This window comes from Acidithrix sp. C25 (genome assembly GCF_904848545.2).
Map to the genome: position 1 here is coordinate 59,223 of NZ_CAJHCI020000004.1, position 15,886 is coordinate 75,108.

The 15,886-nt window shown below is 47.1% G+C and carries 12 protein-coding genes and 1 tRNA gene; 3 read left to right on the forward strand and 10 right to left on the reverse strand.

The features are described from left to right. The first annotated feature begins 1,249 nt into the window (after positions 1-1,249). Positions 1,250-1,870 (forward strand): hypothetical protein, encoded by a 621-nt coding sequence (locus ACIDITHRIX25_RS000000103110; protein WP_152626102.1) that lies wholly within the window; start codon positions 1,250-1,252, stop codon positions 1,868-1,870. On the opposite strand, the gene ACIDITHRIX25_RS000000103115 is transcribed toward ACIDITHRIX25_RS000000103110, so the two are convergent. From ACIDITHRIX25_RS000000103115 to ACIDITHRIX25_RS000000103135, 5 genes are all read right to left on the reverse strand, one after another. Continuing rightward, complete coding sequence (locus tag ACIDITHRIX25_RS000000103115; protein ID WP_201733635.1) at positions 1,827-2,135, reverse strand: hypothetical protein; 309 nt, start codon at positions 2,133-2,135, stop codon at positions 1,827-1,829. The two genes, ACIDITHRIX25_RS000000103110 and ACIDITHRIX25_RS000000103115, sit on opposite strands and share 44 nt — an antisense overlap. A gap of 1,101 nt (positions 2,136-3,236) precedes the next feature. After that, a complete protein-coding gene (locus ACIDITHRIX25_RS000000103120; RefSeq protein WP_201733636.1) occupies positions 3,237-4,565 on the reverse strand; it encodes a hypothetical protein in 1,329 nt (442 codons plus the stop codon). A gap of 77 nt (positions 4,566-4,642) precedes the next feature. Then, positions 4,643-5,377: an ABC transporter ATP-binding protein gene (locus ACIDITHRIX25_RS000000103125; RefSeq protein WP_201733637.1), complete on the reverse strand. Its 735-nt coding sequence runs from the start codon at positions 5,375-5,377 to the stop codon at positions 4,643-4,645. A gap of 1,934 nt (positions 5,378-7,311) precedes the next feature. Then, positions 7,312-7,384, reverse strand: a tRNA-Gln gene (locus ACIDITHRIX25_RS000000103130). Positions 7,385-7,630: 246 nt separating this feature from the next. Further along, entirely contained in the window at positions 7,631-8,437 is an 807-nt protein-coding gene (locus ACIDITHRIX25_RS000000103135; protein ID WP_201733638.1) for a zinc ribbon domain-containing protein, read from the reverse strand. 211 nt (positions 8,438-8,648) lie between these two features. Between ACIDITHRIX25_RS000000103135 and ACIDITHRIX25_RS000000103140 the strand changes: the two genes are divergently transcribed. After that, entirely contained in the window at positions 8,649-8,819 is a 171-nt protein-coding gene (locus ACIDITHRIX25_RS000000103140; RefSeq protein WP_201733639.1) for a hypothetical protein, read from the forward strand. A gap of 541 nt (positions 8,820-9,360) precedes the next feature. Beyond that, positions 9,361-9,459: a 30S ribosomal protein bS22 gene (locus ACIDITHRIX25_RS000000103145; protein WP_082058765.1), complete on the forward strand. Its 99-nt coding sequence runs from the start codon at positions 9,361-9,363 to the stop codon at positions 9,457-9,459. A gap of 174 nt (positions 9,460-9,633) precedes the next feature. Here the strand turns inward: ACIDITHRIX25_RS000000103145 and ACIDITHRIX25_RS000000103150 are convergent, their stop codons facing one another. From ACIDITHRIX25_RS000000103150 to ACIDITHRIX25_RS000000103170, 5 genes are all read right to left on the reverse strand, one after another. Then, positions 9,634-10,536: a 4-(cytidine 5'-diphospho)-2-C-methyl-D-erythritol kinase gene (locus ACIDITHRIX25_RS000000103150; protein WP_052606536.1), complete on the reverse strand. Its 903-nt coding sequence runs from the start codon at positions 10,534-10,536 to the stop codon at positions 9,634-9,636. After that, on the reverse strand, positions 10,533-11,420 hold the full coding sequence (gene rsmA / locus ACIDITHRIX25_RS000000103155; RefSeq protein ID WP_201733640.1) for a 16S rRNA (adenine(1518)-N(6)/adenine(1519)-N(6))-dimethyltransferase RsmA: 888 nt from the start codon (positions 11,418-11,420) through the stop codon (positions 10,533-10,535). The genes ACIDITHRIX25_RS000000103150 and rsmA overlap by 4 nt, the downstream gene beginning before the upstream one ends. 44 nt (positions 11,421-11,464) lie before the next feature. After that, positions 11,465-12,019 (reverse strand): septal ring lytic transglycosylase RlpA family protein, encoded by a 555-nt coding sequence (locus tag ACIDITHRIX25_RS000000103160; RefSeq protein ID WP_201733641.1) that lies wholly within the window; start codon positions 12,017-12,019, stop codon positions 11,465-11,467. A gap of 565 nt (positions 12,020-12,584) precedes the next feature. Beyond that, on the reverse strand, positions 12,585-13,391 hold the full coding sequence (locus ACIDITHRIX25_RS000000103165; RefSeq protein ID WP_052606533.1) for a TatD family hydrolase: 807 nt from the start codon (positions 13,389-13,391) through the stop codon (positions 12,585-12,587). Positions 13,392-13,402: 11 nt separating this feature from the next. Further along, complete coding sequence (locus ACIDITHRIX25_RS000000103170; protein WP_201733642.1) at positions 13,403-14,905, reverse strand: class I tRNA ligase family protein; 1,503 nt, start codon at positions 14,903-14,905, stop codon at positions 13,403-13,405. Between the last annotated feature and the right edge of the window lie 981 nt (positions 14,906-15,886).

The following is a 15,886-nucleotide window of genomic DNA, read 5'->3' on the forward strand; positions in this document are numbered from 1 at the left end:
AAGCTTCCTAGATAATGCGACTATAGACGATAAAAAGCGAACGGACCATCTGGTAATTGCCACATCTGGTGCAAGCTCGCCTAAAAAACCAAAGAAAACTACACCAATTAATCCAGAGCAATATCCAAAACACCCACATGATCGCTTGATTGGATCAATGATTACTTCGTCTTTCGACCAATCAACCACGGTCAGTCAGTTCTAGAGAGTCGATGGTCGTCATGGTAGGCAGCTCTTTCAGCGTCATCCTAAGGCTTTAGATCTTCTAAAAACGAAGATTCAAACATTACCTTTGGACAGGGAGATTCGGGGCACAAATCTACAAATCCGTGACAAGTAGAAACACTAATCAAAAAAGCTATGCCCTTTGTTGTGCACGAGCCTGAACCGTTAGGCATTTTCAATCGAGGAAGTCAACTCGGTGCTCTCAGTCGCGCCTTTATGTCATCGATAATAAGGGCTTAATACGGTTCGAAAGGGGGCCGATTTGAAGGGGGCCGGGTCTCGGGTGGCTTTGGCAAATGGCATCTAGCGTCACTTGGGATTTACGAGTGCCTTGGAGAAAAAGGATCCTTTACGTGAGGTCACTTAGGCTATGAGCTCGTGCAGCCACAACAGACTTGGGAATTCGCCAGCATCGATCGCCGATCTTTCCCAGAACTCATTTCCACACACTGTATCTACAGATAGATCGATAGATTTGTCGAATTGGTTCCATCGAATTGGTTCATTTTTGAGGGCTGATGATTAGCGGTGACCGTCAGTGTATTTGCTGGTTCGAACTAGATCCAACTCCTATCATCCTTTCGCGCGCGAGATAGATGAAGGCGACACCAAACACATTAGGTTCCCCTCCATAACTATTGGCGCACCCTATTAATCTTCGAACTGGCACAACCTGATAAGGACCTAAGGCTTGCCGATGTCGCCTGCAGGACATAAGGTCACACAGGCTCATTAGAACTCTCGTTAAATCAGCCATCCATTCCACAAGATCCAAAGTGCATCACGCTACTTCAGTCAAGGAAAGGAAACTGCAAGAATGCAAAACCATGCAATGCAAAAGGGTCACGGAGAGCTAAAGATCGAGTCACGATAAACTCAATATCATGTAGTCGAAAAAGAGCGGAAATATCCGTATCGACCGTATTATCGACAGAATTATTTGCCATGGAACCTTAAAGTGATGAAATCGCCCAAATACGCCCGGTGGCAGGTCCGAAAGCGACTGACCCAAGGTCAATTGTTAGTGTGTTCTACGATCCTATTGTCCGCCTGTGGTACGTCGGTGGCGACCTCAAGCACTACGTTGACGCCACGAACCAGTATTACAACTACCTCTACAACACTTAGTGTTCCTAACTCCACCACCACAACCGCGGCGGTGACGACGAGTTTAGCCGCTACTGAGGCAAAATTGGAGTCCGATCAATCGCTATATCCTCCTCCTCTCGCTGGCACCAAATACTCTTCCTGTCCCAATCCCCTTGGAGTTGGTGCTGATGCAAATCCTACTGGGCAGCTGCGAACCTCCTTGATCCAGACGACCCGAGAGTGGCTCATGGCCTCTTCAATAGCGACGCGGCTTAGCTTATCGGATAGAGCCCTATGGGCCCAGGTCTCACTAGGACCCTCACAAAATCCAGTCATGTCTGCCGCGAGCGCAGAACACGTACAAATACAGATCTCTCGACCGACACCTCTTAGCGCCTACTCAGGTTGCTTCGCAAAGATAGTAAGAGACAGCCCCTTGATCGTGGTCTGCAATTCAGCAACCGCAACGGTAGCAGCCTGTGACCCAGGACTCTCCATTGAGCTATACGTTCTCAATCGATCAGGTCATTGGCTAATGTGGCAGGAACTTGCCTAGCAATAAATGTCATCTTGAACAATCGCATATAGCTATTTCCCACGAGGAGCCAATGGACAAATGGCCTAAGACCAGTGTTAGTCTGACGGTTGGCCTCGGCAGCTATAACACCTAGCCCATGGTCTTCGTCGAGATCAACAGGGCCTGCTTCGGCTGGGTCACCTGTCGCAGCATTCCACTCGATGGTACCGATCGTTCCACCGAGACCCTCCCGGGCGGCCACAGCCAAAAAGCCTGAACGGCCAAGATATAGCCCATTCACCATCTGCAATCACTCGAATACTACCACGGAGAGATCTCAGATGGATTATTTGCTTGGAGATAGCCAAGAACTGAAATTGGCTTCGTCCAAACTATCAACGCTGCCAAACGCCTTAGAAGTCGGCTAAAGGAATTCATCTGTCGAACTTTATAGATCCCCTGGAAACACCGGAGCAATTTGGCCCCAATCGGCTTGACTAGGTGGCCCCACTCTTAGACACAATATTTCCTATTATTGAGTTTATGGGAAACGACTCGAAAGATGGAAAAAGATGCTAACAGTGCAACTATATGAGACTATCAGAACCTCGCCAAATAAAGAAGGCATTTCCATAAGAGGTGCGGCAAATAGGTTCAAAGTTCACCCAAGTGTGGTATCGACGGGCGCTACTAAATTCAATGCCGCCAGAACGAAACGCTAGTTCTATTAGACGACCAAAACTAGGCCAGTACGAACTCATAGTTCGCAAAAGGTATCTTTAGAACTACCAACTCATGAGAATTTGGTTTTAAAAGTTTTCAACCGTCAGCTACCTGGCAATTGCGGTATCAAGAATTGGGTCAGCGACGATCTTCTCTAGAACACTGATCTTTATATTCGCCTTCTTTGTGAAAGTTACCCGTCGGTTCCCTTAAATGCATCGTAGGAATGTTTACCAAGTAGTATCCCGATCACAGCGCGATTGGATTTTAACGATAAATTGACAACATCACTTTGCGTTGCACCCTCACTGAGCACGTTCTCCTCATATGTGAGCTTCTTCAGCACAGCTGCTCAGCTGACCTCGGATGCATAGGGTATCTTCTTTGGAGTTCACAATAGTTTCTTCCTTGTACACCACGCATGCCAAACTCACACCAGCAGTTGGCCAATTAATCGGTGGCCTTGCGCTGAGGTCAACGAAGATGCCACCTTCAATCTCTTACCCATTTAGCCAACCATACCCGCGACATAACGATAAAACTGACGCCACAAATCGAAAGTAAGTCACTCTAACAATCAACTTGGCATCAAGTAGTTGGAAGCAACAATTGGAAAAATGCCCATCACCGGTAGACAGACAATCATAAAAAAACGGTCTCTTCCAAGCGGAACCAGCGTTCTTCAATTGGCCCAAAGGTAACGCAAAGGCTTGGAATTATTTAGCAAATGGCGGCCCGTGAAAAACGAGCTAAGAATAATTGCCAAAGACAAAATTGTCCCAAAAAGCGCATGGCTATAAGAGAGAGTTGCTAACCCAAACGGGATTGCCACCAGCACAAAAACCATAGATAATACCATTATCACAGTTCTTCGCTTTTTTGGACTCTCTGTTTTTGATGAATCGATATCGCCCGAACGAAAGACAAATTGTACTACTGAAGCAGCTATGAAGCTCGCGAAGGCCACTGCGAGACTGGTTACCATCTCAACGACAGCTAAATGGCCCAATGACGCTAACGCTACCAAAAGTGAAAGTACCCAAAAGGCAACTATCACGGGCAAAGATGAGATGATGCGCGAATACCATACCTTCGAGAGAGAGACGGGTGCTACGAACAACAACGGCAACCCTTTGACCCCAGTTAAGTAACGAAGTTGTGAAGCTCCCAATATCCCCGAAGCAATCGCCACTCCAGACATCCACATATGGTGTTGAAAAAAGGTGAAGGCAAATATCATAAGGATAGGGGCGATGAATTCAGCCCTTCGTCGCTTGTAGTAGATGGCCTCAACCCAATGAAGCATATTATTCAAACCATGAGGAGCGCTCTTTGAACGATAGATCTTGCTAGTTGACTTGAATTTCATAACCTTGATCTCTTCTTGCGAGCGCAAGGTGACAACGACACGCAAACAATAGCCACCAATGCCGATGATCATGGCGACAGCCACTATCGGAAATGCATGCGTGTTCAGAGTTCCAACGTCAAGAATTCCTTTCCCGACCTTCTCAAGCCAAGGTTTACTTTGCTTGCCAAAGATAGCCAAAGAGAGGAAACCGAGCATCATTATCAAAAAGCCAGCAAGGGCAAATACTTTTTGAGGCTCCTTTGGCTTGAATGTTTTGATCACCAATTCAAGTAGTGCAGAAAACCCAAAAGGCATACCAAAGAAGAATACAAAGGCGCAGGGGAAGATGACAAGACCTCCCAATGGCGATAGTCGAATCGCCACCAATATGCCCAAGGCTAAGCCAACACCAAATGAGCTGAGAAAGTGGTTGATACTTAACATCAATAGTACCCAAGCCGACTTGGCAGAAGAAGGAAGTGGAGAGATACCAATGATTCCTTGGGTGGTGGCTAACTTCTGGGTACTATATCCAACAACGGCCTGTGGCATTGAGTACAAGAACATAAATAGAACAACTTCCCCAAGGGGTCTTTCGAGACTCCTTCCGCCTCCAAGAAAAAAAATGAGCAAAACGCCCATCTGGATCACTGTTGACATAATCAAGGGAAACCAGTTTTGAAAGGATCGAAGCTGCCGTTTCAGCAAAAAGAGTTGCCAACGTATGACGAAGGAGATCATCGTTCAGTTCCTTTGGTCAAGGAAAAAAAGTAATTCTGAAGGTTGCTATGTGATTCGAGCAAGTTTTCATCAATACGTTGATCTGCCAGCAGAACCCCCTTGGACAAAATGAGTACGCGACTACAAATTCCTTCGGCCATTTCAAGCTGGTGCGTGGACAGAAGAATTGAATTACCAGATTCCACATATTCGCGAAATGTCTTTTGCATCTCCAAGATTCCGTCAGGATCTAGCCCTACGCTCGGTTCATCGGCCAACAGGAGATCAGGCTCGTGAACCAACTGCGCAATAAGTGCGATCTTTTGCTGCATTCCGTGAGAATATTGATCAGCTCTTTTGTAAATGGCACCAGTCAGCCGAAATCGCTCTAGATAGGGTTCTGCTCGGCACTTAGCCGTTTTGCCGTCGATACCATACATTCCAGCAACAAATTCCACGTACTCAATACCCGTCAGATAAGGTATGATCATAGGTTGCTCAGCCACATAACCAAAGTGTCTACGGGCATCTATGGGATCATCAGCAATGTCATAACCGCGATATGTGACGCTACCTTTCGAAGGCGCAACGAGACCGGTAAGCATTCGCATGGTAGAACTTTTGCCCGCACCGTTTGGACCTAATAGGCCTACAAGCTCACCTGGATAAATTTTCACAGTAAAGTTGTCTACGGCTGTAATCGTTCCATAGACCTGACTGAGTTCCTCCGCGTTCAAAATCGTTTGATTCATTGCGCTGTCTCTTCCGCATAGAAGCCCACTCTGTTTTTGCTCCTTTGATCCCATGCATTGCAATGATTTACGCTACGATAAGCCCGATAAGCTTCCAAACAAAAACCTATCTTAGGACCAAATGCACGCATCCGACGTATAAAAGAGCTCTAGTTCGCCAATTCAAAGAAATTTAACGATCCAGAATCAATCATTCTCATTCCTTTGAGATCATAGCGGACGAACTATCTCTTTTTAGGATTTCAACTCTAGTTAATGAGTTGGAAGGCTACCATTTAATTGATCCGCTACCAATGTGAGTCTTGTATCCATAATGCAGATGGAGGAAATTATTGTGAAGTCCAAAAGGCATACCCGTTCTACTCAAGGTAAGCAGGGCGCAGGTGCGCAAGAAGATCGCCGAAGGGGACAAGATGCTAAATGACAGTGCAACCATAAGTGAAGTTGCCGCTTTGCCATAAAAGCCCTAAGGCGCTGCAGTTACCGAGACAACCTGGTACCGATGGAAGGGTACCTACGCTGCATTGAAGGGAACCAAAGTAAAGCTTACTCATTGAACTTGAATCTAAAGAACCGTCGCCTAAAGAGCATCGTTGTCGACCTAACTCTTGATGTCTCCATGCTTAAGGAGGTGACGATAAGAAACTTCTAACCCTAAAATCTCACGTCTTTGGTAGTTCGCAAACTACAGATACGATTCGGGGTTTCTAAAGAGACGAGCCTGCAAAGTAGCAGGTCAAAATCGTTCTACGCAGCGTACCGTAGCACCTGAACGCAAAAGTGCAGATCTAGACGAAGAGATCACGCAACTCCTAAGAACGTTTGTCCTAGAACACAAGGCTCAGGGTTACAAAAGAGCATATCGCTACGTCATAGACAAGGGATACCATGTCAATATCAAAAAGGTAAGGTCTCTTTGGCGACAGGCTTAACAACCTACTACTACTTAACAAAAAGCTCTATGAATTTTCCTTAGAGTCGCTAACATATAGAAACAACCCGATCCAAAAATCACATTAATTTTGGACCATTAAATGGAGACCCGCCAGAGTGACCTTGTTTTTTAGCAATCCCTCTCCAGCAAAGACGCCATAGGACTGGCAACACCCTCTTTCGATGGCTCTTTGTCCACATTTAGCCATAATGCTCCTCTTTTGCTTTTAATCCACTGCCATGGCAATTACTCGTGCCTCGGGCACTAGAATTTCCGACTTTATCAAGCAGGAACACCTCCATTTGTTTAGTGCTCTAACAGAAATATTAGGTCACCAGACCAAACGGGTTCATATGATTTTGGCTAATCAGATTCGACCAGGCATGCGGGCAAATCGTAAATAAGCCGGGGCTTCCAATCACTCATCTCCTTGGCATTGCCAATTTCCTAACTTTCCCAAGCCCGCTAAAAAATCAAAACAGGAAAACCCTGGCTTCAAATGGTGAGAGCTAGATTACCCTGAATCGCCATTTCAACCCCGGATGGTCCTTTGGGGCCAGAAGCACAAAAGCCAATCATTTTCGGATTACAGGAGAAAGAACCCTCTGGAGGACAGCTCCCGGAAAATCTCCCAGCCACACGGTCTCAATAGTCAAAGAATCCCAAAAGCCAAAGTCATGGCATCCTGAACAACCTCAAAAAGTTCTCGATTGATCCGGTCATATTAGCCCAAAGATCAAGCATACGACTGGTCGAATGCGATAGCGGAACTTTCAACCACCGTAGCACTATCCGGCCTCGGTCTGCTGAGGGTTTGCCGTGGCCTTACCCACTGCACACATACTCAACTCTAATCGATGGCCCTAATGACCCCAGTGATAAGAGTACACCCCAATTCAGAGGGTGCGCATCAAAAGCATCTCAAAAGTTTTGAAACAAACAGCCTGAGTAGCTGCGCTAGAGATCAAGACACCTCGCTGCACGGCTATCGCTGGTATTGCTGGCGGACCAGGACTCGAACCTGGAACCTCCTGATCCAAAGTCAGGCGTTCTGCCAATTGAACTATCCGCCAATAGATCGCGCACGCGATTCAACATGAAAAGTCTAGCGAAAGTTCTCAAAACAAAGTACCTGCAATTTTCTAATAAATTGGAAAATTGAAAAAAAAGATCACCCAACGACCACTACCGCCGACTCAAGCCGAATCATGAGTCGGGATGAACGAAAAATAACAGAGAGGGTACGTGAACCTCCACGCCCTTACAGACGGGGCTTCTGGCTCCGTCTGTTTGGTTGGGGTTCCCTGACATCGCTCCCATCACGCCACCGGGACCGACTGGTCTGGTACTAATGAATTGGTACTGGTGGATGAGTTCGCTAGTTTCGGCTTGCTTGTCTGAGATGTCTCAGACAAGGCCCGGTTCTGGGCACTACTTCGGGCTCTGGCCTTAGGGCACTGCACCTTTTGGTGTGTCTTGCGTTGATCGGGTGACCAATGTTTTTCAGCTCGAAGATACGTGACTAAGATTGTTGTATCTAGTCCAATTGGAGAGTGCTCTGCGTATATCGCCTTCTGGAGAATGTTTATTGCTCCTAGGGCGTCTCGATGACAGCTGAACCCACAGATAGGGCTCTTGCATCGGTAGTGCCGACCTGATGGTCGGTTGCGTCTTAAACACGCTAGACAAGTTTGGCTAGAGTATGACTCGTCCTGGTGAACCAACTCTAGCTTGGTCTTTTCTTGTAGATAGCGCCCTTGGCGTCCTCTCGACCACTGGAATAGTTGCTGGCGACCGTGGCGACCCATGGATCGTTTGGCTTTACTATGTTTTTCTATCCCTCTTACGTCACCAACTATGAGTGTGGCGGTGTTGTGGTTAATGACGTGATTGGCCGCCTTGTGCGAGACTTGATGGTCAAAATCACAAAGTGCTAGCTTTGTCTTAAAGTTGACTTTCTTCTTCGCCGCAACTAGACGGCGATGCCTAGGTGATCCATTCTTACACTTGCTGATCTTATGTTGGAGCTTGCCTATGGCCTTATTTCTTTGGGAATTGATTGCTCGGGCTTTGCCAGCTGAATGACAAGTTCCTCCTTTTAGAACAGTTAAATTCGGCGACCTCATGTCGCACGCCTGTTACTGGCCATAGGGTTGATGATTTTCTCGTCTATAGCGGTGGTGGCATCTCCATGTGAGCCTTCACGCACCGTCTTGTAAGGGATATGGAGGCTGAAGCGTCTGTGGTCTTGGTCCCAACACAGTTGTATCTCACCCCCATAGCTTGGGTTAACACTTCAGGGTCAACATTCTTGTTAGACATAAGAGTCCAAAATAGTTGGAATCGCTACGTCAATACGTGGACGGCCTCTTCCTAGTGATAGGTGGAGTTGGCCTTTGGAGATACGCCAACCGTACCCCCTTAAGTACGATAGAGCTGAGAACGATAGAGCTGAGAACGATAGAGGGCGGTAGTTCTTCTTGCGCCAAGGAGATCGAACTTTCATAGCTGTTTTACTGTTCGTCCTAAAGGTGGTTATGACCTCGTGTAAATCATGTGCAATTATTTCAGTGGTATGGGCGTGCAGTGGACGATCTTGTCGATCTAGCGAGTTGAGAAACCTTTGGATGTCATACTTGTTCGCAGAGCGTTTGGCTTTCTACTCTCCTTGACACCTAGGGCCATGAACCCAATCGACGCCTTGGTTCCATGACAGTGCTGCGTTGTGGTATGAACGGACCAATTGGCTGATCGACTTAAATCCAATGACAAAGATACCCAAATGATGACCACTACAAAAAGTAGATGAGCGAGGCTAGGTCGATACCATGGCCATGAGATCTCAGCCGTCACCACAGACTCTCAGCTTGATAATCAAAATATAAGTTATTCATAAGCCACAAACAGAATACTCCCAAGCCGATCATCGAGGAATTACGGACGATTTCAAGCTAAAAACGACGAAAACAGGAGGTTCGAGAACAAATTATCTAAAAACCGCCCTTCGATTACACATCGAGCTCAATTAGCGGCTAGCTTTTATCTTTCTATGGGATCACTTATTAAAAAACGAAGAAAGCGCATGCGCAAGAAGAAGCATAAGAAGATGATGAAGGCCACACGCTGGCAGCGTAGGGCTGGTAAATAGCTGATTTAGGGCTATAGATGCATTTGCTAAAATATGGCCCTAAACTCAAATTCCCGATCATTGCACAAAAGCTACATTTAAATAACCCACTACAGCGGTGATGAGCAAAATGATGACCGTTATTATCTATTTAATATGATCGAGGCTCAATCATCAGCTTCACTGAGTTCAACCTCAATCAAGATCCGACCGATGAACCTCTTGTACACTAACCGCTAAAACCGCCCCAAGACCATCGTCGCCAAAATCAACGTAACTCCATTCAGCACCCGCAACTTCACCCATCGCCCTTAGGTCCAAATCGTCAAAGTCTCCATTACAAAAGTACGTAGAGCCAGAGCCAGCCATGCTCGGCACCCTTTTAAACCGATCGGTCAACGCACTGCGATAACGACCAAGGATGGGAGACACAGCAATCGCTGCAGATTCAAGATCATTTTCGAATTCTCCAAGCTCACCCAAGGAGTCAAGGTTCGGACCCATCTCATCGAATCGTCGATAGACCTGGGGTGTAGAAGAATGCACAGGGAGCAAAAACAATACGAACTTATCGCGCCGGGCCACCCCAGGAGCAAATACTTCACCAATACCGCTAATGAAAGCTCGATCGACCCCAACGCAAAAAGGAACATCTGCACCGATTCTAAGAATTGCACTGGAAAGTTCAGAGGCATTGAGCAATGGTTCATACTTTGAAGTGCAATACCTAATCATTGCTGCCACATCACTCGAACCGCCACCAAGACCACCACCGGGAGGTATCCTCTTGTACACAATACAGTGGCCCCCCATTCCAAACAATGCAGCCCCTTTTGTTATGGTATTGGAGGAATCTAGAGCGACTGAGCAGATGTTGAAATCAATCTCCTCAGAGCCGAACGAGTCAACAATAGAAAGGTCAAGCGCAGAACCAGAAGCAGGTTCGTATTCCAAGGTATCAAATAAAGAGACCGACACCATCTCGGAGTCGATCAAATGATATCCGTCGTCACGTAGACCAATCACCTTCAAACCCAAAGTCAATTTTGCTGGCGCGTAAAGTAAATTAGGAGATCGCTCTAAGCCAAACCATCTCATTGTTGGTCCACAACTCCGTTCTCAGGGCCCTGGTAGCCTTGCCTCGCCAACCAATCTCCCAGATCCAGCCATTGGGTGGTCGTAACTTCCTCAGCTCGCTTTTCCTGCGAAATCTCAAGCGCTACCATACCTGCTCTTATCATCGGATCAGTTAAGTTTCTTCTCAGCATCTGGCGACGATGGCTGAAGCCAATCCTAGCAATCGAAAATGCGATATCGATTGCACCAGAAGAATAGCGAGATACATTACGACTCGTTGGCTTTAATACAATTACAGACGAAGTAATATTTGGCTTGGGCACAAAGGCATCATTGGAAACGTCTAACTCAACCTTTGAGTCGCAATAGACCGCGAGTTTAAGCGAGACAAAAGAACAGTTTTTACCGCCAGGAACTGCACACAATCGGTGAGCTACTTCCTTTTGAACTAAGAAAGATAGACTCTCTAAACTGCTTGGCCTTTCAACCAAAGAAAGTATCAGGGGCACGGATATGTTATATGGGAGATTACCGGCGACTGTTCTAATTTGTCTATCATCACAGTAGCCCAGAATATCAAAGAGAAGCGCGTCTCCATTTATAACCTCAACATTTGAGATCTCTCGGCGGGCCAATACTTTCTGTAACGACTCGGCAATCTTTTCATCTTTCTCCAGCACAACAACGTCTTGTCCCAGAGTTGCTAAAAAAACGGTTAGAGATCCTAGACCAGGTCCAATCTCGAAGATTCTTCGTCCATCTGGATCTGCCAAGCGTGCAATTGCGGTTGCGACGCTCGAATCGATTAAGAAATTCTGCCCTAGTGATCTCTTCGGAGAAAGCGAGGCATCTCCAAGGAGAGCTGCGATCTCACTCTTGGTTATGCCCACATCTTTTATATTCAACCCAGACCGCCTAGCATTATTAGATTCAATCTATCTAAGGTTAGCTACCAGGAGATCTTCACGGGTATCAGACCATTCGACAAAGAAGACAGCTGAGAGAATACATCCGGCGAAAGATCTATAACCCGCCCAGTTACATAGGGTCCTCGGTCATCTACCCTACAGGTAGTCGACTTGCCTGTAGATAGGTCAGTAATCGTAATAATCGTCCCAAAAGGAGCCGACAGGTTAGCACAACTGCCAAAGAACGTTGCGTACCAAGAACCGATGCCACTCATGACGTGAGTCAGCGCTGACGACACTACCACCGGCGCTGGCGGCACTACCACCGGCGCTGGCGGCACTACCACCGGCGCTGGCGGCACTACCACCGGCGCTGGCGGCACTACCACCGGCGCTGGCGGCACTACCACCGGCGCTGGCGGCACTACCACCGGCGCTGACGGCAACGCAACTGTCACTGGAATCGCTGGCGATACCACAGTCGAAATTAAGGCCACATCGATAGGCATAAGGGCTCCAAACGAGAGAGCCTCTACAGGGACGTTTGATGGATGGCTTTTATTAGCCACTGCATTAGTCAGGGCTTTTGCACTCATGATCGATAGATTGCGCCTACCAAGCGAGAGATTCTGGCCTTGTGGATCGGATAATTTGGGTGCAATCGCGCTGATTTGCGACCCACTTTTAGAGTTAAAAGTAGAGTTATGATTTTGGAGAAGTTGCGGTGAAATTAAGGTTGCGCTAAAACTTAATGGCAATACGACATAACTTCTCCAGTAGTTTTGAACCGTCAAGTGTAAACCTTTCGAGCGTTCAGTACGACTGGATAGAACTATTCGTGTGTCTTGGGCGTTATCGCTTCACTTTCTTTTGGGCCAAAACTATTTTTGGCATGCAATTAGCTGCAACTCGAGATCAAAGAGTTAGTCCTCTCCCGGAATGGAGGACAAATGCAACTAGTCGCTACGAGCAAGAAGGCGCCTAAATCCTCGTATTGATTATTACGAGAACTGGCTTGCCGCTCTCTGGGGAAACTACCTTTTCTCTGGCGTCTCCGCGGCTCTATATAAACTACCATAAGTTGGACCAAACAAGGTCAATTACTATCAAAAACCTATGCAACCAGCACTTTAATGCGCCAAAATAAGATGAGCAAACTTCCTAGCCTAGCGCAAAGGTACGCAGGGTATTTTCAAAAGTTTGCCTAGAAAAGACAAGGGGATCCATCGCCTTTAAATTAGCGATAAACCCACCCGTTAGTGAAACAAAGTGAGGAACATTCGGCTTCCCTCGGTGTGGAACCGGAGTAAGAAATGGCGAATCTGTCTCAATAATAATCCTATCCATGGGGCAAATCTTGGCAGCTTCCGCATTCAATTGAGCGGTTTTAAAAGTGACAATTCCAGAGAAAGAGATCATCGATTCAAAGGTCAAACATCGTTCCATTTCAGCTGGTCCCCCGGTGAAACAGTGAAGCACATAGGGATGATTTGGATAATTCTCCATTATGGAAAAGGTATCTTCCCAGGCATCTCGAGTGTGAATCACGACCGGAAGACCCAACTCTGCGGCCAAAGCGATCTGTCTATCAAAGATATCTCTCTGGGTGGCTCGGTCACTGTAGTCATAAAAATAGTCGAGGCCGCATTCACCAACTCCACAGATCAAATCAGGGAAATTTGTCTTAGCCTCCTTAGCAAAGTCAGAAAAACCCCCAAATTGATCGCCAGCAACCTCCTCGGCATCGTGAGGATGAATACCGACAGTTGCGCCAAATATCATACCTTCAAAGTCAAGGGCTACCTTGGAGGTAACATCGACCGCTTGACGAGAGGTGGCGAAAGTCGTACCTACGTTGATCAATCCGCCCAGATTATTTTGGCGGCACTCCTCGATTATCTCATTTGGACTCTGTGCCTCCTGGATATGACAATGTGAATCAAACCATAGGGGTTCTAAATCTAGCATTTTACTCCTACCTAGCTAATTCTGGGGAACAAGGGCTTAGCCTTTAGCACCTTAGCCCCACCTTGATACTCACCCCAGGACAATTGACCACTAAAGTCAAAGTCTATAATTGTTGGATCGATTCCAATAGCACTCAGGATTGTGCGGGACGATCGTACTAGAACCGGAGAGGTCAAAAGTGCTACGAGACGCAGCACTTCAAGGGCGTCTCCGAGTATCTCACCCAGTTCGTTTAGGTCACTGACCTTCCATGGAGCTCTATCCTCTAGAACCGAATTTGTATATCGAACTAGATTTTGAACTTCCTCTAAGGCCCGGGACGATGCATAGCCATTCCAAAAGTCCCGCGCACGATCGACATGTCCCTGTACGATCGAGGAGTCGATAACCCGTCCGGTCGAAGAGGGAGAGATGGAATCTAAAGAGCGCTCCACAATGTTAGTTACCCGCGATAGCAAATTACCGATATTGTTCGCCAATTCAACGTTGTAACGTTGCTCAAGAGCTTCAAGTGAAAAGTCACCATCTGAACCTAATGCATGCTCGCGCATCAGGTAGTATCGGACCGCCTCAACGCCATAGGTCTCTACCAAGTTGATCGGGTCCACTCCGTTCCCGCCAGATTTTGCCATCTTCTCGCCTTGAACCAGAAGCCAACCATGCACCAGTGCCTGAGTTGGTGGCTTCAAACCGGCCGCCATGCACATAGCTGGCCACCAGACGCAGTGAAACCTAATAATGTCTTTGCCAATAAGATGATGTGAATTCGCCCACCGCGCCTCAAACTTTGGGCCACCTTCTCCATAACCTATTCCAGTCAGATAATTGATCAAGGCATCAAACCAGACGTAACAGACATGACGTTCATCCCAGGGAAGCGGAATTCCCCAAGAAATTGAGGTACGGGAGATAGATATGTCCTGTAAACCTCCTCTTACAAACGAGAGGGCTTCATTCTTTCTAAAATCGGGAAATACGACGTCATTACCGCTTTCGTACCACTTCAAGATATCTTCTTGAAATGCGGAAAGTCGAAAAAAATAGTTCTCTTCAGCCATTACAGAAAGTGGTCGCTTATGGACCGGACACATCCCCGATTCCATTTCAGCATCGCTATAGTAAGCCTCGCAGGAGACACAGTAGTGGCCCTCGTATTTGGCTAAATAGATATACCCATTGTCATAAACCGCCTGCAGGAACTTCTGCACCGATACCCTGTGGCGATTCTCGGTAGTACGAATGAAGTCGTCATATGTGACCTCTAGTTTTGACCATGCATTCCTAAAGCGACCAGAGTAGGAGTCACACCAGTCTTCGACAGACATATTGGCCTTTTCAGCAGACTCTGCGACCTTCTGGCCATGCTCGTCTGTGCCCGTGAGGAAATACACGTCGTCGCCCATTCCTCTATGCCACCTTGAAAAAGAGTCGGCATTGATCATGGTATATGCATGGCCCAGATGAGGTACGTCGTTCACATAATATATCGGCGTCGAGATGAAGTAATCTGGCACGGTGACTTCCTTGCAATGGACTTCCAGTTGTTTGGAAGTTGATCCCGCCCAATTGAAAGTCACTTATTAATTGAAACTTTTACCATATAAGATTAGGAGTCCGATCGACAAAGGCGGGTTGTTCGGCGGGTTTCTACCTCAACTGCTACCTAGTATCTCGTTTAGGCCAGCGCAAAGAACACTGACTAACCTACTTCATCAAGTAGGATCCTCCCAGGCAAGTGATTAAATTAAATCGCCTTTAGATCGATCCCTTCAACCGACAAGATCAAAGTAACTATCGGGCACATTGATAAATTACCCATCTTTGAGTTGAAGTACCAACAAATGAAATTCCATAACTGACACCGATCATGTCCCAGTTTCCTCATGTCCCAGTTTCCTCATGTCCCAGTTTGTAGAGTGGCGGGAGGGATCTTCCCCCTCCCGTTCCCGTCAAACCGGACGTGAAAGTATCCCTTCATCCGGCTTCTCGCTCGCAACTGCTTTGTGTTAGCTCCTCCTCGTTGCTGAGTTGGCTAGTCCATTGCAGTCCGTTCGCCTTTAGCCTTTACTCAAAGTCTCATTACAAGACCCACGTCGCTAATACACCCCAGTCCGCCCCGCTGCGTAGCATCCGGTACTCTTACCTTTTGCTTTTGGCCTCGGCATACTCCCGCTCTCTCTGTTTCCAAAGGGACAACTACACGACTGGTTCCTTAAGTTCAACATGAAAGCCCATCTTGGGACCCTCCTGTGTTCACCCCTACTGTGTCCACCCCTACTGTGCTCATGCCACCTTTGCACGAAACCTTTGTCTGGCCAAGAACGAGACAACCTGCCAAGCTTATCCCAAGGATATGAGCCGACCTTGGTTCTGATGTCAACCATCTGGGTTTCGATGCGTCATCGGATGGTACGCTTTCGCTCATCTTCGTAGTACTTACCCAACGGAGGTATCTCCGCCTTTTAACAAAACGCTCGCCACCTTAGGCTCTTTAC